Source organism: Cryobacterium sp. TMT2-18-2, assembly GCF_004402245.1.
Classification (GTDB): Bacteria; Actinomycetota; Actinomycetes; order Actinomycetales; family Microbacteriaceae; genus Cryobacterium; species Cryobacterium sandaracinum.
Genome location: NZ_SOFU01000024.1, coordinates 43,434 through 67,715 on the forward strand (window position 1 = coordinate 43,434; position 24,282 = coordinate 67,715).

General features: G+C 68.3%; 19 protein-coding genes, 2 pseudogenes and 1 riboswitch. Of the genes and pseudogenes, 10 read left to right on the forward strand and 11 right to left on the reverse strand.

Features of this window, described 5'->3' with window-relative positions:
- Window positions 1-24: 24 nt before the first annotated feature.
- Together trpS and E3O22_RS08210 are read left to right on the forward strand one after the other, a co-directional pair.
- Window positions 25-1,029: a tryptophan--tRNA ligase gene (gene trpS, locus E3O22_RS08205; RefSeq protein ID WP_134395270.1), complete on the forward strand. Its 1,005-nt coding sequence runs from the start codon at window positions 25-27 to the stop codon at window positions 1,027-1,029.
- Window positions 1,030-1,120: 91 nt separating this feature from the next.
- On the forward strand, window positions 1,121-1,906 hold the full coding sequence (locus E3O22_RS08210) for an HAD family hydrolase (RefSeq protein ID WP_134395271.1): 786 nt from the start codon (window positions 1,121-1,123) through the stop codon (window positions 1,904-1,906).
- A 544-nt stretch (window positions 1,907-2,450) separates the two neighbouring features.
- Here E3O22_RS08210 and E3O22_RS08215 read toward each other — a convergent pair.
- The 4 genes from E3O22_RS08215 to E3O22_RS08230 all read right to left on the reverse strand — a co-directional run bounded on the left by E3O22_RS08215 (window position 2,451) and on the right by E3O22_RS08230 (window position 8,001).
- Window positions 2,451-3,341: an endonuclease domain-containing protein gene (locus E3O22_RS08215; RefSeq protein WP_134395272.1), complete on the reverse strand. Its 891-nt coding sequence runs from the start codon at window positions 3,339-3,341 to the stop codon at window positions 2,451-2,453.
- A 341-nt stretch (window positions 3,342-3,682) separates the two neighbouring features.
- Window positions 3,683-5,197, reverse strand: coding sequence for a glycerol kinase GlpK (gene glpK / locus E3O22_RS08220; RefSeq protein WP_134395273.1), 1,515 nt, complete (start codon window positions 5,195-5,197; stop codon window positions 3,683-3,685).
- Between the two features lie 68 nt (window positions 5,198-5,265).
- Complete coding sequence (locus tag E3O22_RS08225; protein WP_134395274.1) at window positions 5,266-6,030, reverse strand: MIP/aquaporin family protein; 765 nt, start codon at window positions 6,028-6,030, stop codon at window positions 5,266-5,268.
- A gap of 216 nt (window positions 6,031-6,246) precedes the next feature.
- Window positions 6,247-8,001, reverse strand: a complete 1,755-nt coding sequence (locus E3O22_RS08230; RefSeq protein ID WP_174722053.1) for a glycerol-3-phosphate dehydrogenase/oxidase — start codon at window positions 7,999-8,001, stop codon at window positions 6,247-6,249.
- A 103-nt stretch (window positions 8,002-8,104) separates the two neighbouring features.
- Here E3O22_RS08230 and E3O22_RS08235 point away from each other — a divergent pair, with 103 nt between their 5' ends.
- On the forward strand, window positions 8,105-9,073 hold the full coding sequence (locus E3O22_RS08235; protein WP_134395275.1) for a sugar-binding transcriptional regulator: 969 nt from the start codon (window positions 8,105-8,107) through the stop codon (window positions 9,071-9,073).
- A 55-nt stretch (window positions 9,074-9,128) separates the two neighbouring features.
- On the opposite strand, the gene E3O22_RS08240 is transcribed toward E3O22_RS08235, so the two are convergent.
- From E3O22_RS08240 to dhaK, 4 genes are all read right to left on the reverse strand, one after another.
- Complete coding sequence (locus tag E3O22_RS08240) at window positions 9,129-10,274, reverse strand: glycerol dehydrogenase (protein ID WP_134395276.1); 1,146 nt, start codon at window positions 10,272-10,274, stop codon at window positions 9,129-9,131.
- A gap of 338 nt (window positions 10,275-10,612) precedes the next feature.
- Window positions 10,613-13,078: a phosphoenolpyruvate--protein phosphotransferase gene (gene ptsP, locus E3O22_RS16315; protein ID WP_134395277.1), complete on the reverse strand. Its 2,466-nt coding sequence runs from the start codon at window positions 13,076-13,078 to the stop codon at window positions 10,613-10,615.
- A gap of 3 nt (window positions 13,079-13,081) precedes the next feature.
- Window positions 13,082-13,726 carry a dihydroxyacetone kinase subunit DhaL gene (dhaL, locus tag E3O22_RS08250; RefSeq protein WP_134395278.1) on the reverse strand — a complete coding sequence of 215 codons (645 nt, stop codon included), beginning with the start codon at window positions 13,724-13,726 and terminating at the stop codon, window positions 13,082-13,084.
- 4 nt (window positions 13,727-13,730) lie between these two features.
- Complete coding sequence (dhaK, locus tag E3O22_RS08255; RefSeq protein ID WP_134395279.1) at window positions 13,731-14,729, reverse strand: dihydroxyacetone kinase subunit DhaK; 999 nt, start codon at window positions 14,727-14,729, stop codon at window positions 13,731-13,733.
- A gap of 207 nt (window positions 14,730-14,936) precedes the next feature.
- Here dhaK and E3O22_RS08260 point away from each other — a divergent pair, with 207 nt between their 5' ends.
- The 6 genes and pseudogenes from E3O22_RS08260 to E3O22_RS16325 form a co-directional block, all read left to right on the forward strand.
- Window positions 14,937-15,722, forward strand: a complete 786-nt coding sequence (locus E3O22_RS08260; RefSeq protein ID WP_134395280.1) for an IclR family transcriptional regulator — start codon at window positions 14,937-14,939, stop codon at window positions 15,720-15,722.
- A gap of 81 nt (window positions 15,723-15,803) precedes the next feature.
- Window positions 15,804-15,935, forward strand: a riboswitch (FMN riboswitch).
- Window positions 15,936-16,033: 98 nt separating this feature from the next.
- Window positions 16,034-17,050 carry a bifunctional diaminohydroxyphosphoribosylaminopyrimidine deaminase/5-amino-6-(5-phosphoribosylamino)uracil reductase RibD gene (gene ribD / locus E3O22_RS08265; RefSeq protein ID WP_241976569.1) on the forward strand — a complete coding sequence of 339 codons (1,017 nt, stop codon included), beginning with the start codon at window positions 16,034-16,036 and terminating at the stop codon, window positions 17,048-17,050.
- A 7-nt stretch (window positions 17,051-17,057) separates the two neighbouring features.
- Entirely contained in the window at window positions 17,058-17,690 is a 633-nt protein-coding gene (locus E3O22_RS08270) for a riboflavin synthase (protein WP_134395281.1), read from the forward strand.
- The gene (gene ribB, locus E3O22_RS08275) at window positions 17,687-18,949 is read left to right on the forward strand and encodes a 3,4-dihydroxy-2-butanone-4-phosphate synthase (RefSeq protein ID WP_134395282.1); all 1,263 of its coding nucleotides are present in this window, start codon (window positions 17,687-17,689) and stop codon (window positions 18,947-18,949) included. The genes E3O22_RS08270 and ribB overlap by 4 nt, the downstream gene beginning before the upstream one ends.
- On the forward strand, window positions 18,946-19,416 hold the full coding sequence (gene ribH, locus E3O22_RS08280) for a 6,7-dimethyl-8-ribityllumazine synthase (RefSeq protein ID WP_104100365.1): 471 nt from the start codon (window positions 18,946-18,948) through the stop codon (window positions 19,414-19,416). Before ribB ends, ribH begins: the two co-directional genes overlap by 4 nt.
- A gap of 48 nt (window positions 19,417-19,464) precedes the next feature.
- Window positions 19,465-19,904, forward strand: a pseudogene (locus tag E3O22_RS16325) (hypothetical protein); the annotation flags it as partial.
- A 152-nt stretch (window positions 19,905-20,056) separates the two neighbouring features.
- On the opposite strand, the pseudogene E3O22_RS08290 reads toward E3O22_RS16325, so the two are convergent.
- From E3O22_RS08290 to E3O22_RS08300, 3 genes and pseudogenes are all read right to left on the reverse strand, one after another.
- A pseudogene (locus E3O22_RS08290) lies at window positions 20,057-20,881 on the reverse strand (ABC transporter permease).
- A complete protein-coding gene (locus tag E3O22_RS08295; RefSeq protein ID WP_134395283.1) occupies window positions 20,878-21,714 on the reverse strand; it encodes an ABC transporter permease in 837 nt (278 codons plus the stop codon). The pseudogene E3O22_RS08290 and the gene E3O22_RS08295 overlap by 4 nt, the downstream one beginning before the upstream one ends.
- Window positions 21,711-22,637 carry an ABC transporter ATP-binding protein gene (locus E3O22_RS08300; protein WP_134395284.1) on the reverse strand — a complete coding sequence of 309 codons (927 nt, stop codon included), beginning with the start codon at window positions 22,635-22,637 and terminating at the stop codon, window positions 21,711-21,713. The genes E3O22_RS08295 and E3O22_RS08300 overlap by 4 nt, the downstream gene beginning before the upstream one ends.
- Before the next feature lie 157 nt (window positions 22,638-22,794).
- On the opposite strand from E3O22_RS08300, the gene E3O22_RS08305 reads away from it, so the two are divergent.
- The coding region (locus E3O22_RS08305; RefSeq protein ID WP_241976572.1) for an ABC transporter ATP-binding protein at window positions 22,795-24,282 on the forward strand (1,488 nt) is incomplete at its 3' end.

Sequence of the window (24,282 nt, forward strand, 5' to 3'; positions counted from 1 at the left end):
CACGCTACGAAAAGATCTGATCCCATGACCAAGCCCCGCCTCTACTCGGGCATGCAGCCGAGCGCCGATTCCCTGCAGATCGGCAATTACATCGGCGCCCTCCTGAACTGGAAGGCGCTGCAGCAGACCCACGACGCGTACTTCTCCATCGTCGATTTGCACGCCCTGACCGTGGCGCAGGACCCGGTGAAGCTGCGGGAGAACACCCGCCGCACCGCCGCCCAATACATCGCGAGCGGCATCGACCCGTCGGCGTCGACACTGTACGTGCAGTCGCATGTCGCAGCACACGCCCAGCTGGCCTGGGTGCTGAACACGATCACCGGTTTCGGCGAGGCCAGCCGGATGACCCAGTTCAAGGACAAATCCGCCCGGCAGGGATCGGACGCGACGACCGTGGGACTGTTCGCCTACCCGATGCTGATGGCCGCGGACATTCTGCTGTACGACACCGAGATCGTGCCGGTCGGCGAGGACCAGCGTCAGCACGTCGAACTGACCCGCGACCTCGCGGCGCGCTTCAACGCCCGGTTCGGGCAGACGTTCACCGTGCCGGAGGTCGCCATCGTCACGGAGACCGCCAAAATCTACGACCTGCAGAACCCGACGTCGAAGATGTCGAAGTCGGCCGAGTCGCACGCGGGCGTGATCTGGCTGCTCGACGAGCCGGCGGTGACGAATAAGAAGATCATGCGCGCGGTCACGGATGCCGAGGGCGGTGTGGTCTTCGACCGCGAGAACAAGCCGGGCGTGGCCAACCTGCTGACGATCTACTCGGTGCTGGCGGAGCGCTCGGTGGGTTCGATCGAGGACGAGTACGTCGGCCGCGGCTACGGCGACCTGAAAAAGGGTCTCGCCGAGGTGGTCACGGGCACGTTCGGGCCGATCCGGGCGCGCGTTCTCGAGCTGCTCGACGACCCGGCCGAACTCGACCGTCTCCTCGCCCTCAACGCGGACCGGGCGGCGGCGGTGGCCAACGAGACGCTGGCGCGCGCCTACGACCGCGTCGGCCTGCTACCGCGGCGGTAGGGCGGTGGTGTCGATCGTGCTGAGCTCGCTGCCGATGGGGCGGGGCCGGCCCGTTGACGTCGTCGTCGTCGTCGTCGTCGTCGGGTAGCGGATGTCCGCGCCCGGGCCCGACGTCGTTCTGTTCGACCTCGATGACACCCTGTTCGCCCATCGCGGCGCCGTGGCCGACGGCATCCGCGCCTACCTCGACTCTCTGGGCGGCACTTACACCGACGCCGACCCCGGCAAGGCGCTGGCACTCTGGGACGACCTGGAAGATCGGCATTACCACGCCTACCTCGCCGGCAGTCTGGACTTCGCGGGGCAGCGCCGGGAGCGGGCCCGCGACTTCGCGGCGGCGCACGGCGTGACCCTGACCGGGCCGGCGGCGACGAGCTGGTTCGACGCGTATTTTCTGCACTATCGGGCGAGTTGGCGCCTCCACACCGATGCGCTCCCCTGCCTCGACGCGCTGGCCATCGCCTTTCCGGGCGTGCGGATCGGGCTGATCACCAACGGTGAGTCGACGCCTCAGGGGCACAAACTGGCGGACACCGGGCTCGACGTGCGGGTGGAGCACGTGATCGCATCCGGCAGCCTGGGCTTAGCCAAGCCGGATCCTCGCATCTTCCGGCATGCCTGCACGGTGTTCGGGTCGGAGCCGGAGCAGGCCGTCTACGTGGGCGACCGGCTGCGCACGGACGCGATCGGAGCCGCCGCGGCCGGGCTGACCGGAGTCTGGCTGGACCGAACCGCGGCCGGGGCTGGTGGTGCTGGGGCCGGGGCCGATGCGGCCGAGGCCGCTCGGCTGGGCGTCATCCGGATCGCCAGCCTCGCCGCGCTGCCCGGGGCTCTCGCGGCCCGCAGCCACACCCCACTGACCGCTGGCCCCCGCTGACGGTGCCGCTGGGGTCCCCGCTGACGGTGCCGCTGACCGCTGGCCGGCCCTTGTGTGGCCAACTCAGGACATCCGTCGCATGCGTTCCTCTTCGCACCGGAAACACGCGGCTCTGATGCTGCGATCCGGCCGATCTCCTGAGTTAGCCACACGAGGGTGGGTCTCGACCACATGGAGGTCGGGCCCGCGGGCGGGCCGCCCCGCTGCGCGCGCCGCCCGGCCACGCTGACGGCAACGCCGGGCTCGAAGCAGGCACGGGCCCTGCCTGCGTGGCCAACTCAGGACATCCGTCGCATCCGTCCCTATTTACCCCGCAAACACGCGGCTCTGATGCTGCGATCCGGCCGATCTCCTGAGTTAGCCACACGATGGTGGGTCTCGACCACATGACCGGCAGGTTGGGTGACCGCCGAGCCGGACCCGGCAGCCCCGCGGGATCGGATGTCGGCTTGCCGGGNCAGCCCCGCGGGATCGGATGTCGGCTTGCCGGGAACCGACTAGACCATGAAGGTGCTGGAGCGGATGTCGGCTTGCCGGGAACCGACTAGACGATGAAGGTGCGGTAGTGACTGGTCGACGCCAGAAGGCCGATGATCGCGGCGATGACGCGCTCCGGGTGGTGGATGATGTCCCGGGAGAGCACCCGCAGAGTCAGGTACCCCCGCATGGCGAGGTCGCAGTCGCGGGTGCGGTCCAGCGCGTGCGCCTCCCAGCCGTCGTGAAACTGCCGGCTATCGGCTTCGACCGCTATGCGCCCCTCGACGATCATGTCGACGCGACCGACGCCCCCGATCTCGACCTGGATCTCGACGTCGAAGCCCGCTCCCGTGATCACGAGGCGGAGCACGGTCTCCTGGCGGGATTCGCTGCGACAGTCGATGAGCGGGCGCAGGGACTGCAACTCCGCGGGCAGGGCTGCGAAGATCTGGGCCACGGCCTGCTCCGCAAGCAGTCTCTTATACAAGGCATTATCGAGTGAGGCGATCGCGAATCTCGGCTCCTGGCACCGGAAAACCTGGACCAGCGCATCGGCCAGCCCGATACGGAACTCGGTGCCGCCGCGGGGGTCGAGCAGTTGACCCCAGTGGAGTTCCACACCGTCTCGGTTGTGAGCGTTGAGCTGTTGAAATCGGTCGTGCGGCGCCCTCAACCGGGAAGCGGTGGGGTCGACATGGATGTGCGCGAAGGTGCTGTCCAGGGCGAAGATCCCGGCATTCGCAACCGCGGAGACGCAGGCGAGTCGCCCACCCAGCCGCACCGCTTCGAGGATGTGCGCATCCGTATCGGGAAGCGCATAGTGCCCTCGACGTGCCCTCACCAGATATCCACTCTTCACGGCCGCCCTCAGCACCCGCCAATTGGCGCCGGCGGCGTTCAGCGCCCCGGTTTCGGCGATCTGCACATTGTGCACGCGGAAGTACTCTGCCCAAGTCATGTCGACAGTGTGGACAGCGCGGGTTCTGTCCGCCGCGTCGGCCGCCCACCTGTGGCCTGCTCCGGTCAGCCTGTGCTGTGGAGGACCCGCGGTGGCGCCGCCGACCCGTGGCTAATTCAGGAGAAACGGCTGTGAAGCGAGGGACAAACTGCACCAGTCCGGCATCCTTCGGCGCCGCCTGGGTAGATCTCCTGAGTTAGCCACACACACCACCCACGGGAGCTGCCCACCGGGACGCGCCACGAAGGAACTGGCCGACGGGGCACGGATGCCGAGACCCGGCGGCCAGGTGCGGCCGCCGGGTCTCGGTGGGGTGCGTCGTGTGCGGAGGGGGGTGAGGGCTAGATCACGTCGGCATCGACCCAGTCCAGGGACTTGGTGACGGCCTTCTTCCAGTTGCGCAGCAGTCGGTCGCGCTCGGCGATGTCCAGGCTCGGCTCCCAACGTGCGTCTTCCTGCCAATTGGACCGCAGCTCGCCGAGGTCGTTCCAGAAACCAACCGCCAGGCCGGCCGCGTAGGCGGCACCGAGGGCGGTCGTCTCCGCCACCACCGGGCGCACGACGGACACGCCGAGGATATCGGCCTGGAACTGCATCAGCAGGTCGTTGGCCGAGGCCCCGCCGTCGACCTTGAGCTCGGTCAGCGGCACACCGGAGTCGGCGTTGACCGCATCCAGCACCTCCCGGGTCTGGTACGCGATCGCCTCGAGTGCGGCGCGGGCGATGTGGCCCTTGTTCACGTAGCGGGTGAGGCCGACCAGGGCGCCACGGGCATCCGCACGCCAGTACGGCGCGAACAGGCCGGAGAAGGCCGGCACGAAGTAGGCGCCGCCGTTGTCCTCGACGGACAGGGCGAGCGCCTCGATCTCCTCGGCCGTGTTGATGATGCCCAGGTTGTCGCGCAGCCACTGCACAAGCGAGCCGGTGACCGCGATGGAGCCCTCCAGGGCATAGTGCGGTTCGGCGTCGCCGAGCTTGTAGCCGAGCGTGGTGAGCAGACCGTTCTTGGAGTGGATGATCTCGGTGCCCGTGTTGAAGATCAGGAAGTTGCCGGTGCCGTAGGTGTTCTTCGCCTCACCCTGGTCGAAGGCCGCCTGACCGAATGTGGCGGCCTGCTGGTCACCCAGGATGCCCGCGATCGGGGTTTCGCGCAGCAGGCTGTGGCCGCTCGCGATGCCGTAGACCTCGGACGAGGAACGGATCTCGGGCAGCATCGACTTGGGCACATCGAACGCCGCGAGGATCTCGTCGTCCCACTGCAAAGTTTTCAGGTCCATGAACATGGTGCGGCTGGCGTTGGTGACGTCCGTCGCGTGCACGCCGTCCTCGAGGCCGCCGGTCAGGTTCCAGAGAACCCAGGTGTCGGTCGTGCCGAACATGAGGTCGCCGGCCTCGGCCTTCTCGCGGGCCCCCTCGACGTTCTCGAGGATCCAGACGATCTTGGTGGCGGAGAAGTAGGTCGCCAGCGGCAGGCCGACCTGGGCCTTGAACCGTTCGACGCCTCCGTCGGCGGCGAGCCGATCCACGATGGGCTGGGTGCGGGTGTCCTGCCAGACAATGGCGTTGTAGACGGGGATGCCGGTGTGCCGGTCCCAGACGACGGCGGTCTCGCGCTGGTTGGTGATGCCCACTGCCGCGATGTCGTGGCGGGTCAGGTTGGCCTTGGCCAGAGCCTGGCCGATGACCTCACGGGTGTTGTTCCAGATCTCCATCGGGTCGTGCTCGACCCAGCCGGCCCGGGGGAAGATCTGCTCGTGCTCGAGCTGACCGGTCGAAATGATCGACCCGGCCTTGTCGAAGATGATCGCACGGGAACTGGTGGTTCCCTGGTCGATTGCGATGACGTACTTTGCCATTGTTAACTCCTTTGTCAATGCTGGGTTCACGGTTGTTCAGGAACGAGAAGAGGAGAAGAGCGCGCCGCCTAGGCGAGGATCGGCAGGAGGAACGCGGAGGTCCAGCCGGCCAGCAGGCCACCGATGACGGGACCCACGACGGGCACCCACGAGTAGGCCCAGTCGGAGGAACTCTTGCCCTCGATCGGAAGCAGGAAGTGCGCGATGCGCGGGCCGAGGTCACGGGCGGGGTTGATCGCGTAGCCGGTCGGTCCACCGAGCGAGGTGCCGATCACGATCACGAGCAAGGCCACCGGCAGGGCACCGAGGGCGGCCAGGCCGCCGTTCTCGCCCTGGCGTCCGCCGCCGAACGCGATGACGACGAAAACGAGCACGAAAGTGCCGATGATCTCGGTGACCAGGTTCCAGCCATAGGAACGGATGGCCGGGCCGGTCGCGAACACGCCCAGCTTGCTGGCCGGATCCGGTTCCTGGTCGAAGTGCTGCTTGTAGGCGAGCCAGACGAAGGTGGCACCCAGGATGGCACCGACCATCTGGGCCCCGATGTACGTCGCCACGGACACGGCGTTGACCGGGACACCCGAGCCGAATTCGGTGGCCCCGGACGACACGAGTCCCAGGGTGACGGCGGGGTTCAGGTGAGCGCCCGAGTTATAGGAGACGATCACGCCGGCGAAGACCGCGAGGCCCCAGCCGATGGTGACCATCAGGAATCCGCCGCCGAAGCCCTTGTTCTTGGTCAGGGCGACGTTGGCGACCACCCCGCAGCCCAGCAGGACCAGGAGAGCGGTTCCCACCACTTCCGAGAGAAATACGATACCGAGATTGTCCACGTTGACATCCTTTTAGATCATTGAAATGAAGAAAGCGAAAGAAACGGATAGTAGAAAACCTAGCGACTCGAGACCGCCGATGGTCCTGAGCGTGCTGCACGTTTGTGCAGATCAGCCTGTAAGTCTGTGGGTACGGAGCCGAGCCGGGGCCGAGCCGGAGGTCAGGCTGAGGCAGGCGACCGCAGCGGCCGCCCGTCGAGTAGCCGCGAGCAGTCCCTAAACGGCCGTCACGGCCGGCGTCTCCACCGGGGCCAGGTGCACGCCGTACATGTCGAGCAGTGTGTTCGCCGCGGTGTCGACCTCATGCGCGCTCCGGGCGGCGTCCCAGCCGAGAACCGGTGCGAGCACGCCGGCCAGCTCGGTGAGCAGTGGCAGAGTCACTTCGCCGCGGAAAGCGATGCTGGTGCGGCGCAGCAGCAGGTCCATCAGGTGCATGACCGATTCCGCCCGGGCGATGAGCTCGATTTCGCGCCGGGTGTAGCCGGGGTGCTGCGTGAGCGGTGCGTCCGGTTCGGCGGTGAGCCAGGCGATCACCTCGGTGGCGCGCGTGCCGTATCGGGTCAGCAGCACGTCGGCACGCTCGGCGCCGACCTCGTCGCCGTTGGCGGCCACCCAGACCCGGCGTGCGGCATCCGTCGCCGGGAAGTCTCGGCCGCCGCCGATGGACAGGCCGACCGTCGAGACGGTGCGCGGCACGCCGAGCAGGGTCAGGATGTCACCGCTCAGGTGCTCGGCCAGGGCTCGGAAGGTAGTCCACTTGCCGCCGACCAGGCTCAGCAGGGTGCCGGGCCGGGCGCCGAGCGGGCGCGATTCGATGCGATAGTCGCGCGAGACGAAACCGGGCGCCTCGTCATCGTGGCGGGGCAGCGGGCGCACGCCGGCGAACCGGAACACGATCTGCGACCGGTCGACGGCCACCTTCGGGAAAACGTGGTTGACGAGTTCGAAGAAGTAGTCGACCTCGGCCTCGGTGCAGCGCGCCGGCTGGGTCATGTCGTGCTCGAGGTCGGTCGTGCCGACGAGAACGCGGCCCGCGAGCGGGTAGATCAGCACGATGCGGCCGTCCTTGTGCTCGAAGAAGATCTCGCGACCGCCGGTCGCGGCGAGCAGTTCGGGGTTGTCGAGCACGACGTGCGACCCCTTGGTGCCGCCCATGTAGGTGCTGGCCTGGCCGAGGGCCGTGTTCGTGAGGTCGGTCCACGGTCCGGATGTGTTAACCACGATGTCGGCCTCGAAGCTGAATTCGGCGCCGGTGACCGTGTTGCGCAGACGCACGCCCGCAGCATCCATACCGACGGCCTCGATGTAGTTGGCGCTGCGGGCATGGGGGCCGGCGGCCAGGCCGTCAGACAGCACATCGAGGGCGAGACGCTCCGGGTCGTGCATGGAGGCGTCGTAGTAGGTGGCCGTGTACTTGAGGCCCGGATTGATCTGCGGCAGCACCGTGAGCGACGCTTTCTTGCCGAGGAACTCGTGCCGGGGCACATTGCCACCGTCGCGGGAGAAGGAGTCGTAGAGCATCATGCCGATCTTGATCAGCAGAGCTCCGCGCTCCTGGGCCGCGCCCTGTTTGTGGGTGAGGAACCGCATCGGCGCCGACATCACTCCGGAGAAGGTGGAGTAGATCGGGATGGTCGTCTTGAGCGGTTTGACGTAATGGGGGGCGATCTTGAGAAGGCTGTTTCGCTCCTCCACCGACTCCTTGACCAAGCGGAATTCGCCGTTCTCGAGGTAGCGCACACCGCCGTGGATCATGTGCGAGGAGGCCGAGGATGCTCCGGAAACGTAGTCGCCCTTGTCGACGATGGCGACGTCCACGCCCTGCAGGGCCAGATCGCGAAAGGTCGCGATGCCGTTGATGCCGGCTCCGATAATGAGAACCTGGGCGCGGGGGCGGTCCTGGATGGCGGCCTGGGCGGCGGCGCCACTGGACGTGGCCGGTGCGGAGGAAGACTGATCGGGTGTGGACAGCACTGTTCGCTCACTTCTCTGCGGGGTTTGAGGGGATTGCTTCCACCCTGCTAGGTTCTACACAAACGGTCAAGCGGTTTGAACATATGTGCAAGGAGTCAGAATGACCCATCCGGACGATCCGTCCCTGTCGGACCGAACGAGTGACGCTCTCACGGCGGCCCACCTTTATTACATGCAGGACCTGACCATGGAGGCCATCGCTCGGGAGCTGCACACCTCCCGCTCCTCGGTGTCCCGCCTGCTCAGCCAGGCCAGGACCAGCGGGTTGGTCGACATCCAGATCCGGTCCCCGCTCGACGCGACGAGCCGGGTGGAGAAACTCATCCTGGACCGATTCCAGGTCACCGCGCACGTCGTGCCGGTGCCCGACCACGCCAGTGACGTCGACCGATTGGAGCGGGTGGCCCTCTCGGTTGCACGCATTCTCGGCGAGTTCTTTGATTCGAACATGATCATGGGTATCGCCTGGGGTTCCACCATGAATGCGGTCAGCCGCCACGTGACCCCCAAGCGCACTCACAACGCACAGATCGTGCAGCTGAATGGCGCCGGCAACACGCGCAGCACTGGCCTGGACTACGCCAACGAGATCTTGCAGCGGTTCAGCAACGCGTTCGGCGCCCGCCTGGAACAGTTCCCGGTTCCCACCTTTTTCGACGACCCGGCCACACGCACGGCGTACTGGCGGGAACGCGGCCTGCGCCGGCTCCTGGAGATGCAGCGGAACATGGACGTCGCTCTCTTCAGCGTGGGTTCGCCCTTCTCCAACGTCCCCAGCCACGTCTATGTCGGCGGTTACCTCGACGATGACGAACTCACGGAGCTCAGCGATGCCGGGGTCGTCGGCGACGTCGCGACGGTCTTCTACCGCGCGGACGGATCAACCGACGGCATCCCGCTCAATGATCGCGGCACCGGCCCGGAACTGTCGGTGCTGCGCCGCACCCCCCGGCGCATCTGCGTCGTCTCGGGCAAGTCCAAGGTGGACAGTCTCCGTGGTGCGCTGGCCGCCAACCTGATCACCGACCTGTTCATCGACGAGAGCACCGCCCGGGAACTGTGCGAGTGAAAAGACGCAGGCCCGCCGGCGCCACGAAAGTTCGTGGCGCCGGCGGGCCGACAAGTCAGTGCTTCTGCACGTACTTGACGGGGGCAGGCAGGCCGCGTGCCACGCGAACGGAGCGCGAGAGCCGCTCGATCGACTTGAGGGCGTCGAGGACGTCGTCGGCAGTGACCACGAACGGCATGTTGTGGATCGTCTCACCCGGCAGGGTTGACGCCGCGGCGATGGCCCTCAGCTCCTTCTCGTCGTCCAGGCTGAGACCGATCTCGGTCAGCGTGGTGGGCAATCCGACGAGAGTGGTGAACTCGATGAAGTCTTCCACCTCGGCCCGTGGCGCGCCCTCAAGGACCAGCTGGGTCAGCGAGCCGATGTTCACCTTCTGACCGTGGGTGAGCCCGTGGGTCTGCGGGGCCGCGGTCAGGCCGTTGTGGATGGCGTGGGCGGCGGCCAGACCGCCCGACTCGAAACCGAGGCCGGACAGGAGCGTGTTCGCCTCCACCAGCTTCTCGAGGGCAGGAGTGACCAGGTTGTCACGCACGGCGTCGAGGGCGGGAAGAGCGTTCTCCCAGATGACGTCCCACGACAATTTGGCCAGCGCGGTGCCGGTCTGGGTCGGCAGCCCCCCGGCCATCGTGGTCGCATGGGCAGCCGCCGTGGCCCGGGCTTCGAGCCAGGTTGCCAGCGCATCGCCGACTCCGGCGATCAAGAACTCGACCGGCGCGTTGGCCACGATCTGGGTGTCGATGAGCACGAGGTCGGGGTTGCGCGGGAAGAACCGGTACTCGACGAACTCGCCCTCATCCGTGTAGATCACCGAGAGTGCGGAGGTGGGAGCATCGGTCGACGCCACCGTGGGCACGCTGACCCAGCGAATACCGGCCAGGAAGCCGGCGGCCTTGGCGGAGTCGATCGTGCTTCCGCCACCCACGCCGATGATCACGTCGGCCGCGGTCGCGCGGATCTTCTCGACCAGCGCGTCGACCGCGGATGCGGTTGCGAAGCGGCCGAAGGCGACCCGTTCAACGCGGAGGCCGGCAGCAGCGAAGCTCGCCGAGACCTGCTGCCCTGCGAAACCCCACACGACGTCATCAGCGACGATCAGGGGGGCGGAGCCGATCTGGGATACGAATTCGCCGAGGCGATCGATCGCTCCCTTGCCTTGGACGTAACGTCCGGGGCTCATGACTGTGCGGATTGGAGTGGTCATCGTGGACCTTCTTCCTGGTCGAACTGCGTCTACATCTTTGTCGGACGGCGGCGGTGAACCGGTCTTCCGGGGCACAGATTTCACACTACATCCGCCGATTCGACCGATACCGGATGCTGTGCAGCGGGCGACCGTGCAACCGCACCCTCCGCGCGCTGCCCCGCACGTCCGCCCAACCCGAGGCCCCGGATTCGAGAGGAGATCTGGCGCACGAACAGGCGTCTCGAGACCTATTTCTGAATGCAATTCAGGATTTGCGGGACATACATTGCTTTTTCTGAAGACACGCGGTGCACGTCTGTGCAAATCCGATGCTCGGGCGGACCCGGCACCGGCAGCTAGGCCGGCGCCGGCTCCAGCAGGAGCGCGGCGGCGGACCGGGCAGCACCGGCGCTGCCGGCGGCGACCGCGGCGATCGCGGCGTCCCGGCACTGGGTTACCGTCACGCCGCGCAGGAACTCCGCCACACCGCCCAGGGCGCGCGGGGACATCGACAGGCTGGTCGCCCCGAGTCCCACCAGGATGGCGGAGAGCATCGGATCGGCCGCGGCCTCACCGCAGACCCCGACCGGTTTGCCGGCCGCCAGACCGGCCTGGCAGGCCTCCCGGATCATCCTCAGGACCGCGGGCTGCCAGGGGTCGTTGAGCAGGGCGAGCTCCCCCATCAGCCGATCGGCCGCCATGGTGTACTGGGCGAGGTCGTTGGTCCCCAGACTTGCGAAGTCAACCCGTTCGAGGATGGGGCCCGCCGTGATGGCGGCAGCGGGAGTCTCGATCATCACGCCCACATTGTGCAGGCCGTGCGCGGCACAGCGGGCCGCGAAATCCACGGACTCGTCGACGGTCGCGATCATGGGGGCCATGACGCCGACGTCGGCGTTTTCCGCGGCGGCCGCCGCTGCGATGGCCTGCAGCTGGGTGTCCAGCAGTTCTGGCCGCTGCCACGCTGTGCGATACCCCCGGATGCCGAGGGCAGGGTTGACTTCGTCGGCCGCCGTGACGAAGGCCAGCGGCTTGTCGGCCCCGGCATCCAGCGTTCGGATCGTGACCTTCTTCCCGGGGAATCCGGCGAACACCTGCCGGTACGCGGCGACCTGTTCGTCGAGTCCCGGAGCCTCGGCGTGGTCGAGGAAGCAGAATTCGGTGCGGAAGAGGCCGACACCCTCGGCCTTCGCCTCGATCGCGGCGGCAACACTGTCCGGCGACGCCACGTTCGCGAGGAGCTGAACGCGGTGCCCGTCCCTGGTCTGTCCCGTGCCGTCGAAGGTGATCACCCGGCTGTGCTGTTCCTCGGCTCGCGCCACCTGGTCGTCGGAGGGATTCACGACGATCTCACCGGTCGTGCCGTCAACGATCACCACGCTTCCCTCGGGCAGGTCCATCGCGTCACGAGCCGCCACCACGGCAGGCAGGCCGAGCGCCCGCGCGAGGATGGCCGTGTGGGAGGTGGGGCCGCCTTCGACGGTGACGATGGCCCGACACACCGTGGGGTCGATCAGGGCCGTGTCGGCGGGGGCCAGGTCCCGGGCCACGAGCACATACGGCTCCACACGATCCGGCAGCCCCGGTGCCGGTCGGCCGAGCAACTCGGACACGATGCGGTTGCGCACGTCATGCAGGTCCGGGATGCGTTCGGCGAGGAGCCCACCCTGCTCCGTGAAGGCCGCCGTGACCTCGCCCACGGCCGCCCAGACGGCACGCTCCGGAGTGTGGCCCTGCCCGGTCACCCGGGAAACTGCAGCGTCGATCAGCCCGGGATCCGCCGCCATCAGCGCCGTTGCTTCCAGGATGCCCCGCGCCGCGCCCGACACCCGGGCCGCCTTGTCCCGCAGTGCCCGGGCTACGGATGATGCGGCGGCCACGATCCGCTCCGCGGCCGCCTCCCGCGCGCTCACCGGGAGTGCGGCTGCCGGTCCCGGTTCATCCAGTGTCTCCGGCATGCGCACGATCGGACCGACGGCCAGGCCGGGGCTCACGCCCAGGGGCCCGCTCGACGGCGCTCCGCTGGATGGTGCCCCGCTGGATGGCTGAGCCTGCGGTTGGGACAGGGACAGCGCGGGCTCGGGCGCGCGAGCGGAGGCGGCCCCCAGCTCCCCGAAGCCCTTCCCCACGAGGTCGCTCACGGCCTCGAGCGCCTCCACGGCCTGCCGCCCGGCCGCGGCGACGGAGATCGTGTCGCCCTTCCGGGCGTCGACGGTCAGCAGGGCAGTCGGGCTGTTGGCCGGCACCGGGGGCCGCCCGGTGCGGAGGTTGGCGACCGTGACCGTGGCCTCGAAGGCGCTGAGGGCGGTCACGAGCATCGACACCGGTCTCGCGTGCAGGCCGTCGGGGTTCGGCAGCGTCACCTCGATCGCGTGTTCCGCCGCCGAGCCCGAGTCGGCCGGCAGATCGGCCGGGTCCTCGTCGCCCAGGTGACTCTGCTTGGCGCGGAGAGCACCTCGGGCCTCACGTTCCACTTCGTCCAGGGTGGCGCCACCCGCCGCGCGCACCACGGCCGCCATCAGGCCCTCCACGAACGGGCCGCTGCTGAGCCGGACGGGCAGGTCGGGGTCGTCCGAGAACTCAAGCGCCATTTCGGCGCTCATCACAGCCGATCCCAGATCCATCATCACGAGCACGCCTTCGGGAGAGGCAACCTCGGCGATGGCCTCGGCGACCTTGAACGCATCCGTTCCGATCACGCCCTCGCCGGCACCGGCTGCGATCGCGATGTCCGGGCCGTTGACCCCGACCATTTCCACTGCGAGGTCCACTGCCGCCTGCGCGAGACGGGGGCTGTGCGACACCACGACGATTCCGATCACGGTCTACTCCTCGCCGAGGATCTCGGCCAGAGCCTGGAAAAGCAGCGCCGTCGATGCGGCTCCCGGGTCGATGTGGCCGATGCTGCGTTCCCCCAGATAGCTGGCCCTGCCCTTGCGGGCGACCAGGGGTGCGGTGGCATCCCGCCCGGTTTGCGCGGCGGAGTAGGCGGCACGGGCCGCCGAGGAGATATCGGAAGAAATGACGAGTTCGGCATCGAACGCGTCGAGCGCGGGAGCGAGGACGTCGAACATGGTCTTGTCGCCGGCCTCGGCCTTGCCGCGGGCAACAACGCCGCCCAGCCCTGCACGGAGCGCGGCCGCCAGGCCGGGCGCGTCCAGGGTGCCGACCGGTCCTGCCGAGGTACCGATCCGCAGGAAGAAGGTGCCGTACAGGGGGCCGCTGGCGCCACCCACGGACGTCACCAGGGTCATCCCCACGCCTTTGAACAGTTCGTCGACGGCGCCGGCCGGTGAGGCCTGGATTTTCTCCAGTACCGCACCCATTCCGCGGGTCATGTTCGAGCCGTGGTCCGCGTCGCCGATGGCCGAGTCCAGCTCGGTGAGGTAGGAGACCTGCTCGGTCACCAGGTTGCGAAAGCGGGTGAGCCAGCCGGTGAACTGGTCAAGGCTGATCGTGTCATTCGTCATGGTGCTAGATCCCCCACCGCAGTCCGGAGGTGTTCACCGGCGCGTCCCACAGCTGAAGCAGATTCTCGTCGGCCTTGAGGATCGTGACGGAGCAGCCCGCCATGTCCAGCGCGGTGATGTAATTGCCCACGAGTGAGCGGGCGACCGTGATGCCGGCGGCGCCCAGGATCTTCCTGACTTCGGCATACATGACATAGAGCTCGATCAACGGGGTTCCGCCCAACCCATTCACCATCACGATCGTCGGGGCGCCGGTGTAATCCAGGTCGGCGAGGATCGGCTCAACGAGCAGACGAGCGATCTCGGCGGCGCCGGCCAGCGGCACGCGGCGGCGTCCCGGCTCCCCGTGAATGCCCACGCCGATCTCCATTTCGCCCTCGGCGAGTTCGAAGGTCGGCTTCCCGGCCGCGGGAACCGTGCAGCTGCTCAGGGCCACGCCCATGGAACGGCCGGACTCATTGACCTGGCGGGCCACCGCGGCGACGGCCGCGAGGTCGCGGCCTTCCTCAGCCGCCGCACCCGCGATCTTCTCGAGCAGGACAGTGGTGCCGACGCCCCGGCGGCCGGCGGTGAAGGTGGAATCCTCGACCGCGACGTCGTCGTCGACGACCACGACGGCAACCTCGATCCCGGTCTCCGCCGCGGCCAGTTCCGCGCCCATTTCGAAGTTCATCACGTCGCCCGTGTAGTTCTTGACGATGTGAAGCACGCCCGCTCCACTGTCCACGACCTTCGTGGCCTCAAGCATCTGGTCGGGTGTCGGCGAGGTGAAGACCGCCCCGGCGCAGGCCGCGTCCAGCATTCCCACGCCGACGAAACCACCGTGGAGCGGCTCATGGCCGGTTCCTCCACCCGAGAGCAGCGCGACTTTGCCGGCTCTGGTCGGGTCTGCTCGGTAGATGATGCGGTTGACGTGGTCGACGCGAAGTTCCGGGTGTGCGGCCGCCACGCCGACGAGGGAATCGGCGAGAACCGTCTCCGGGGAATTGATCAGTTTCTTCATGGTGAGACCTCCAGGATTATCTTCATGTTTGCTCTCCGTTGAACTTTTCGAGCTGGATCCGCGAGCACCTTTCCTCGCGACTCAAAGAAATACAGAACGCAATTCGATAATGTCGAATATCCTCCGGAGAGATGGTCGATGTCAACACGGTGCAGGAAGACTTGTCGGGGACGCGGCATACTGAAGGGATCAACCGGAGAGGCAGCTGTGATTCAAGCCATCGATCGTGCGGCGAAAGTGCTGTCGTCGTTGCAGGGCGCACGCCACCTCGGCATCACCGAGCTCGCCACCGAACTCGGGCTGCCGGTCTCGACCGTGCACGGCATCGTCAAATCTCTGCAGGGCCACGGTCTTGTCGCGCAGGAGCCCGGCGGCAACCGGTACATGCTCGGCCCGGCCCTGCTCAAACTGTCGAATGTCTACCTCGACACGCTCGATGTGCGCGCGCGGGCCATGCGCTGGACCCTCGAACTCGCGCGCAGAACCGGACTGTCCACACGTCTGGGGGTGCAATTGTTCGACGAGGTCATCATCATTCACCACAATCAGCGGCCTGACGGCAGCCAGCAGATGCCCGAAACGGGCCTGTCCATCCCGGCCCACGCCTCGGCAATGGGCAAGGTTCTCCTCGCATACAGTCCGGAATACGCCTCCGGACTGCTGGGGAGGCCCCTGCGCAGTCTCACCGGCGCCACGATCATCGACCCGGCTCAGCTGGCCATCCAGTTCGCGTCGATCGTGAGCAACGGCATCGCCACCGAAGAGGACGAGGCCGTGCTGGGCGAGTCGTCGATCGCGGCGCCCGTGGTCGACACCCGCGGCAATGTCATTGCCGCGGTCGCCATCGTCGTACCGTCGAGCGAGTGGCCTCCCGACTCCAGCGTGCTGAACGGACTGCGTGAGACGGCCCGGAACATCTCCCGGGAACTCGGCGCCAGCACCTGGCCGCCGCGGGCCCCCCAACCGGCCGTCGCCGCGCATCCGCAGTCGTGAGCACCACCCGCAGGCCGCACTCTCGAACGGGAATTTTTCTGTGGCCGACGCGTTGGGATATAACTAGTAGTAGTTATATGAAACGTGCTCCGGGGTCGGTGTAAGTCCGAACCGGCGGTGAAAGTCCGCGACCCGTGCCACTCCCAGAGCGGAACGGTTGAGCTGGTGTAATTCCAGCACCGACGGTTAAAGTCCGGATGAGAGGCGCACGAGTCGATGGACCATTCCGGTCGGTCGGCGGGTTTCGCAACCCACATGGTGTTCGCCGCACCGAAAACCCGGAGTTCGTTGCACCAACGGACAGGACGGGAATGACGGACCAAGCGACGCTCGAGGCCACCATGCGGCGTGCGCTCGCGTTGGCCGCGAATGGGCCCGCCACAGGCCCGAACCCCCGCGTCGGCTGTGTTCTCCTCGACGATTCCGGGCAAGTCCTGGCCGAAGGCTGGCATCGCGGCGCCGGAACCCCCCACGCCGAGGTTGTCGCCCTGAGCCGACTCGCCGCCGGCGCGGCCCGCGGTGCCACCGCCGTCGTCACCCTCGAACCCTGCAACCACACCGGCCGCACCGGCCCCTGCTCGCTCGCCCTGATCGACGCCGGCGTCTGCCGGGTCGTCTACGGCGTCGCCGACCCCGGTGTCGACTCCTCGGGCGGGGCCGACCGGCTCCACGGCGCCGGAATCGACGTCACCGGCGGGCTGCTCGCCGGCGCGGGAGAGGCGTTCCTCGCCGACTGGCTCGTCGCCGCCCGTCTTGGGCGCCCGTTCGTGACGCTCAAGTGGGCGTCGAGCCTCGACGGGCGCGCGGCGGCCGACGACGGGACCAGCCGCTGGATCACCGGACCGGAGGCCCGGCAGGACGTGCACCGGCGTCGCGCGGCAGCCGGCGCCATTCTCGTCGGCACCGGCACCGCGCTCGCCGACGACCCTGCCCTGACCGCCCGCGACGCCGCTGGAGAGCTTCTGCCCACGCAGCCGGTGCCGGTCGTGATCGGCACCCGCGGCATCCCCACCGACGCCGTTCTCCGCGCCCACCCGCATCCGCCCCTCTTCTTCGCCACCGACGATCTGCTGGCCGTGCTGCACGACCTGCACCGGCGCGGCATCCGTCACGCCTTCATCGAGGGTGGGCCCACTCTCGCCAGCGCGTTCGTCGCGGCCGGCCTGGTCGACGAGTACCTCGTGTACCTCGCGCCCACGCTGCTCGGCGGCGCCCGGCTCGCCCTGGGCGACATCGGGGTGGCCGGCATCACCGACCAGCGCCGCCTGGCCATCGACCACTACGACCGACTCGGCGACGACCTCCTCGTCGTCGCCCGGCCGAGATAGGACACCCATGTTCACCGGAATCATCGAGGAACTCGGCCAGGTCGAGAAGGTGGAGCGATCCACGGATGCCGCCCGCCTCACCATCCGCGGCCCGCGAGTCGTGGCCGACGTCGGCCACGGCGACTCGATCGCGGTCAACGGCGTCTGCCTCACCGTGGTGGAGCGGACCGGCGACACCTTCACCGCCGATGTGATGGCCCAGACCCTCCTGATGTCCACCCTCGACGCCGCCCGCGCCGGCAGCCCGGTCAACCTCGAGCGCGCCGCCCTCGTCGGCGACCGCCTGGGCGGCCACATCGTGCAGGGTCATATCGACGGCACCAGCACCCTGCTGGCCGTCACCCCCGGTGAGGCCTGGCGGGTGCTGCGATTCAGCCTCTCCGCCGAACTCGCCCCGCTCGTGGTGGGCAAGGGCTCCATCGCCGTGGACGGCGTCTCGCTGACCGTCAGCAACATCAGCCCGGCGAGCGAACCGGACCAGTGGTTCGAAGTCTCGCTCATCCCCGAAACGCTCACCGTCACGACGCTGGGACAGCGCGCGATCGGCGATCACGTCAACATTGAAACCGACATCCTGGCCCGCCACGTCGAGCGCATGCTCGCCCTGGCGGACGCCGGATCGAAAAGGAGCCACTCATGAGCCTCGCCGACATTCCCACCGCACTGGCTGCCCTCCGGCTCGGGAAACCGGTCATCGTCGCCGACGACGAGGGCCGTGAGAACGAGGGCGACGTGATCATCTCCGCCCAGATGGCCACCCAGGAGTGGATCGCCTGGACGGTGCGGTACTCCTCCGGCTTCATCTGCGCGCCGATGACCAACGACCTCGCCGACAAGCTCGATCTGCCGGTAATGGTGCCGAACAATGAGGATCCCCGCGGCACGAATTACACGGTGTCGGTCGACGCGGCCGACCGGCTCAGCACCGGGATCAGCGCGGCCGACCGCGCGCACACCCTGCGCGTGCTGGCCGATCCGGCCTCCAGGCCGTCGAGCTTGCACCGGCCCGGCCACATCATGCCGCTGCGCGCGAGGGATGGCGGTGTGCGCGAGCGGGACGGCCACACGGAGGCGGCCGTCGACCTGATGAAACTGGCCGGCCTCGTGCCGGTCGCCGGGATCTGCGAGATCGTCGCCGAAGACGGCGAAATGATGCGCCTGCCCGGGCTTCTCGCCCTCGGCGAGCGCGAGGGCGTGCTGGTGATCACCATCAAGGACCTGATCGCGTACCTGCAGGAGTTCCACACCGACACCGCGCTGCCCACAGTCAGCCCGATCCTCGAATCGCCGCGGGTGGACTTCGAGGTGGAGACCACGGTGCCCACCCGGCACGGCTACTTCCAGGTGCGCGCCTACCGGGACCGGATGACCGGCGCCGACCACGTGGCCATCGTCTCCGGCACCCCCGCCGACGGCGCGATCGTGCGGGTGCACTCCGAGTGTCTCACCGGTGAGGCGTTCGGCTCTCTCAAATGCGAGTGCGGGCCGCAGCTGGATGCCGCCCTGGAGACCATTCAGGAGCTCGGCGGCGTCGTGGTCTACCTGCGCGGCCAGGAGGGCCGCGGCATCGGGCTGATCAACAAGCTGCGCGCCTACAAGCTCCAGGAGGAGGGCCTGGACACCTTCGACGCCAACGTGGCGCTGGGCCTTCCCGCCGACTCCCGCGACTACGGCGCCGCCACGGCCATTCTGCACGACCTGGGCCTGTCCGGCGTGCGGCTGCTGACCAACAACCCGGAGAAGGTGCGCCAGCTCGAGGCGCACGGCATCACCGTGACCGAGCGAGTGCCGCTCGTCGTCGGCGTCGGCACGCACAATCAGGGCTACCTGGCCGTCAAGCGCGACCGGATGGGCCACCACATCGCAGAAGCAGACATGCTGAAAGGAATCGCACTATGAGCGGAGCAGGCTCCCCGGAGATCGAGATCGACGGAACCGGGCTGGACATCGTGATCGTCGCCGGACGCTGGCATGACGTGATCACCGACGGGCTGATCGCCGGTGCGACCCGGGTGCTCGAGGCATCCGGTGCCCGCTACTCGCTCGTGCGGGTTCCCGGCAGCTTCGAGCTGCCGGTGGCGTGCAAGGTGGCCCTCGACAACGGCGCCGACGCGGTCGTCGCGCTCGGCGTGATCATTCGTGGCGGCACCCCGCACTTCGAGTACGTGTCGTCGGCGGCAACGGATGGCCTCACCCGGGTGGCGCTGGACACCGGCAAACCGGTGGGTTTCGGCGTGCTCACCCTCGACGACGAGCAGCAGGGTCTGGACCGAGCGGGCCTGCCCGGCTCGAAGGAGGACAAGGGCGAGGAGGCGGCCGCGGCGGCCATCGCGACCGCTCAGCTGCTGCAGAAGCTGCGCGAGTAAGACACGACCGTGGTGCGCGGCGGTATCCGTATCGCTACCTGACGGCGGCTGTCACAAACGGCCGCCGTCCTCGTCTTCCCGCACCTGTTCCTCCCGACCGGCCACGAGACCACGGCGCTGCTCGCGTCGTTCGCCGTCTTCGGCGCGGCCATGGTGGCCCGCCCCATCGGCGCCCTGCTCTTCGCGACCTTCCTGATCGGGTTGCTGCCCACCGACGCCATAATGGGTTGGCTTGCGCCGGCCCTGCTCGTGGTCCTGCGCGCCTGGTCGAATCCGACGCGTTCACGAGGGTCGTCGCCACCAAGCGGGTGGAGCAGCTGCCGCTCGCGGCCGTGTTCACGTCGCACTGGCGCCAGTTGATCCTCGGCACGTTCATCATGCTGGCCACGTTCACACTTGGCTACGGCCGCGGCGCGACGGATGCCCCGGTGCCCGGCCTCGGGTACAGCTACGACGACTTCATCCTGATGATGATCGTCGGCGTGCTGCCGGTGTAGCGCACGCTGGTCGGGAACAGTCGCCGCGGCATCCGTCTGCCGGGCGCCGGGCGCCGACAACTGTTGCCCGTTCGGACGACTGTTGCCCGTGTGCCGGCAACAGTCGTCCGAACGGGCAACAGTTGCGTCGGGCGTGCGCTCCGTCAGTCGAGGAACAGGGTGCGCAGGCGCCGGGTCGTGAAGACCAGTCCAAGCAGGATCATCACCAGGTAGTAGAGCACGTGCCAGAGCATCCCGGCGTCGACCTGACCGGCGGTCAGGCCGCGCACCAGCTCCACCCCGTGCCAGAGCGGGAGCGCCTGGATCACGTACTGGATCGGCTGCGGGTAGACGCTCAGCGGTTAGAACGTGGCCGAGAACAGGAACATCGGCAGCAGCAGGAACGTGATCCAGTCCATCTGCTGGAACGTCTTCATGAAGCTCGTCACGGCCATCCCCACGCTCGCGAAGCCGAACGCGATCAGGAGCACGGCCGGCAGGGCCAGCAGTGCCCACCAGGACAGGTTCAGCCCGAGCGCCTGCATCACGACCAGGAAGCCGGTGGCGTAGAGCGCCCCGCGGAGCAGCGCCAGCGAGATCTCGCCGAGCGCGATATCCAGCGGGCCGAGCGACGTGGACAGCATGCCCTCGTAGAGCTTGGCGAACTGCATCTTGAAGAACACGTTCCAGGTGGAGTCGTAGATGGCGCCGTTCATCGCGGCGACCGCGAGCAGGGCCGGCGCGATGAACGCCGCGTATGGCACCTCCTGGCCCGACTCGGTCGTGATCGTGCCGACCAGCGCGCCGAGGCCGAGGCCCATCGAGAGCAGGTAGAAGATCGGTTCAAAGAAGCCGCTGACCACTACGAGCCAGTTGGTGCTCCTCGTTGCCTGCCAGCCCCGGAACATGACGCTGCGGGCGTTGCCGGCGTAGAGCGCGCCGAGTGGGCGGGATGCCGGGGCATCCGTTTGCCGCTCGGTTCCGGTCATTTGTTCAGCCGCCTCGCCGTGATGCGCCGGGCTGCGACCCAGCCGGCAGCGAGCAGCACGGCCAGGTAGAGCACGTGCACCACGCTCAGCCAGAGCGGTTCGTTCGCGCCGTAGGCGAACACCCGGGCCAGTTCGGTGCCGTGCCAAAGCGGGGAGATCCAGCCGATCCACTGCAGCCAGATCGGCAGCACGCCGAGCGGGAAGAAGGTGCCGGAGAACAGCGTCATCGGCAGGATGACGAAGCGCATCACCATGGCCAGCTGGCCGGTGTCCTCGGTGAGGGTGGCCGTGTACGCCATCAGCAGGGCGCCGAAGCCGAGGCCGGTGAGCAGGGCGACGAACACGGTGACGAACCCGGCAGCTGCCGAAACCGCGCCGAACAGCAGCATGAACCCGTAGAAGATGCCGCAGGTGACGACCATGCGCACGGCCACCGCGATGACGATGCCGTTGATGATCTGGCCCGGCTGGATCGGGGCGGCATTCATCGCGAAGAACACCGGGTTCCATTTGAAGCCGAGCATGATCGGGTAGGTGAACTCGTCGCTCGCCACGGCGATCGCCGCGCTGCAGAGCAGGGCGGGGGCGACGAACGCCAGGTAGCTGACCCCGCCGACGGCATCCGTGCCCAGGTTGGCGTCGACGAGGGTGGCCAGGCCGACCCCCATCGCGTAGAGGTAGATGACCGGGTTGCCGATCGCGGTCACGACCACCGTCTGGGCGTAGGCGCGCAGCGACAGGAAGCGGTGCTCGGCGACGTACCAGGAGCCCCAGCGCCGGGTGCGCCGGGTGGAACGGATGGCCCGGTCGCCGACGGTCTCATCGACGGTCATTCGATCAGGGTCCGTCCGGTCAGGCGCAGGAACACGTCTTCCAGGCTGGAGCGCCGCACCAGGCTGGTGATCGGGGTGAGTCCGGCCTCCACGATGCGCACCAACTCGGACTCGCCGTTCTCGCTGTAGATCAGGATGCGGTCGGGCAGCACCTCGATGCGGTCGCCCATGCCTTTGAGGCGCGCGGCCACGTCGGCGTTGAGATCGGAGCCGAACCGCACCTCGAGCACCTCCCGGGAGGAGTAGGTGCGGATCAGCTGAGCCGGGGCACCCTCGGCCATGATCACGCCCTTGTCAATCACGACCAGCCGGTCGCAGAGCTGCTCGGCCTCGTCCATGTAGTGGGTGGTGAGCAGCAGGGTCGTGCCCTGCTCCTTGAGCCGGAACAGGCGGTCCCAGAGGATATGCCGGGCCTGCGGGTCGAGGCCCGTGGTCGGTTCGTCGAGCAGCAGGATGCTCGGGTCGTTGATCAGGGCCCGCGCGATCGTGAGGCGCCGCTTCATGCCCCCGGAAAGCGCGTCCACCTTCGACTTCGCCTTGTCCTCGAGCTGCGCGAACGCCAGCAGCTCGTCGGCGCGGCGGGCCACCTCGGCCCGCGGCAGGCCGAAGTAGCGGCCGTAGACGAGCAGGTTCTCGCGCACCCGCAGCTCGGTGTCGAGGTTGTCGGCCTGCGGCACCACGCCGAGCCTCGAGCGGATCTCCGGGCCGTACCGGTTCGGGTCGAGGCCCAGAATGCGGAGGTCGCCGCCGGTGCGGGTGGAGACGGCGCCCACCATGCGCATGGTGGTCGACTTGCCGGCCCCGTTCGGGCCGAGCAGCCCGAACGATTCGCCCGGTGCCACCTCGAACGAGATACCGTCGACGGCGGCGAAATTCTTGTACTTCTTGACAAGATTCTGGGCAACGATGACTGGCTCCGGCACAGTTCCTCACTGTAGACCGCCGGGCCAATCCACCGCAGGATGCGGTTAAGCTCATTTGGTGAGTACCCCCAGCAATCCCCGTTCCACCGCCCGCCCGACCACCAGCACGGACTTCCGCACGGCCGGTCGCACGGCCGGTCGCGGTCGCCTCGGCCGGATGGGGCGCCGCGACGATGCCGGCGGCCCCCGCGCGACGTTCAGCCAGCTGGTCCCGTACCTGCTCGAGCACAAGAAGGTGCTCGGCTTCGTCGTCGTACTCAGCATCCTCGGCGCCCTCGCCAGCCTCGCCCAGCCGCTCCTGGTCAGCCAGGTCATCACTATCGTGCAGGAGGGTGACGCGCTCGGCGGCCTGGTGTGGGCGCTGGTCGCACTCGTCGTCGTCTCAGCCCTGATCAGCGGTTACCAGCACTATCTGCTGCAGCGCACCGGTGAGGGCGTCGTGCTCTCCAGCCGCCGCAAACTGATCGGGCGGATGCTGCGCCTTCCGATCAGCGAATTCGACACCCGTCGCACCGGTGACCTGGTCTCCCGGGTGGGGTCGGACACCACGCTGCTGCGGGCCGTGCTCACCCAGGGTTTGGTCGAGGCGATCGGCGGGTCGCTCACGTTCGTCGGCGCGCTCATCGCCATGCTCGTGATCGATCCGGTGCTGCTCGGCCTGACGGTACTGGTGATCGCCGTGTCGGTGGTCACCGTCACACTGCTGTCGCAGCGCATCCGTGCCGCCAGCCTCGCCGCGCAGGCCAAGGTCGGCGACCTCGCCGCCAGTGTCGAGCGCGCCATCAGCGCGGTGCGCACCGTGCGCGCCTCCAACGCCACCGACCGGGAGATCGCCGCCGTCGAGGAGGACGCCAAGGGCGCCTGGCGGATGGGCATCCAGGTCGCGAGGATCTCGGCCCTCGTCGTGCCGATCGCCGGCATCGCCATGCAGGTGTCGTTCCTGGTCGTGCTGGGCGTGGGCGGCTTCCGCGTAGCCAGCGGCACCATCACGATCGCGGACCTGATCGCGTTCATCCTGTTCCTGTTCCTGATGATCGTGCCGCTCGGCCAGGCGTTCGGCGCGATCACCTCCGTGAACTCCGCGCTTGGCGCCCTCGGCCGCATCCAGGAGATCATCGACCTGCCCACCGAGGACCAGTTCGACCGCGACATCGCGCCGCTGGCCATCACGGTCGGCGCCGCCAACGAGTCGGTGCGGCCGGATGCCCCGGCGATCTCGTTCGAGAACGTGCAGTTCGGCTACCTGGTCGCCCCGGCAGCGACGGATGCCGCGGGTGCGGGCGCGGAGGCAGGGTCGGAGGCAGGTGCTGCCGGTGTCGGCCGTGGTGCCGGAGCCGCAGCCGGTGCGGGCGCTATCGGCTCTGCTCCGGCCGCGCCGGCGGATGCCAGCGCTCTTTCCGGTGCCGGGCGTTCCGCTCACACGGCTTCCGACGCCGAGCTTGTCGCCGCCGAGAACGCGCTGATCGAGACCGCCGTCGCGGCTCCGTTCGTGCTCGAGACCGCCATCGTGGTTCCGGCCGTGATGGAGGCCGTGCTGGCCGAACCCGACCTCGTCGAGGCAGATCTCGCTGCCGCTGACCGCGCCGCCGCGGCTCGGTCCGAGGCCGCCGCCGGCCGGGCGACCGCGCACGCCGCCGCCGCGGCC

Coding starts and splice junctions, on each gene's coding strand:
- dhaL (WP_134395278.1), bottom strand. CDS start 13,726: ATGACGAATGACACGATCAGCCTTGACCAGTTCACCGGCTGGCTCACC.
- E3O22_RS08235 (WP_134395275.1), top strand. CDS start 8,105: ATGACCCATCCGGACGATCCGTCCCTGTCGGACCGAACGAGTGACGCT.
- ribH (WP_104100365.1), top strand. CDS start 18,946: ATGAGCGGAGCAGGCTCCCCGGAGATCGAGATCGACGGAACCGGGCTG.
- E3O22_RS08295 (WP_134395283.1), bottom strand. CDS start 21,714: ATGACCGTCGATGAGACCGTCGGCGACCGGGCCATCCGTTCCACCCGG.
- ribB (WP_134395282.1), top strand. CDS start 17,687: ATGAGCCTCGCCGACATTCCCACCGCACTGGCTGCCCTCCGGCTCGGG.
- E3O22_RS08240 (WP_134395276.1), bottom strand. CDS start 10,274: ATGACCACTCCAATCCGCACAGTCATGAGCCCCGGACGTTACGTCCAA.
- trpS (WP_134395270.1), top strand. CDS start 25: ATGACCAAGCCCCGCCTCTACTCGGGCATGCAGCCGAGCGCCGATTCC.
- E3O22_RS08270 (WP_134395281.1), top strand. CDS start 17,058: ATGTTCACCGGAATCATCGAGGAACTCGGCCAGGTCGAGAAGGTGGAG.
- E3O22_RS08215 (WP_134395272.1), bottom strand. CDS start 3,341: ATGACTTGGGCAGAGTACTTCCGCGTGCACAATGTGCAGATCGCCGAA.
- dhaK (WP_134395279.1), bottom strand. CDS start 14,729: ATGAAGAAACTGATCAATTCCCCGGAGACGGTTCTCGCCGATTCCCTC.
- ribD (WP_241976569.1), top strand. CDS start 16,034: ATGACGGACCAAGCGACGCTCGAGGCCACCATGCGGCGTGCGCTCGCG.
- glpK (WP_134395273.1), bottom strand. CDS start 5,197: ATGGCAAAGTACGTCATCGCAATCGACCAGGGAACCACCAGTTCCCGT.
- E3O22_RS08210 (WP_134395271.1), top strand. CDS start 1,121: ATGTCCGCGCCCGGGCCCGACGTCGTTCTGTTCGACCTCGATGACACC.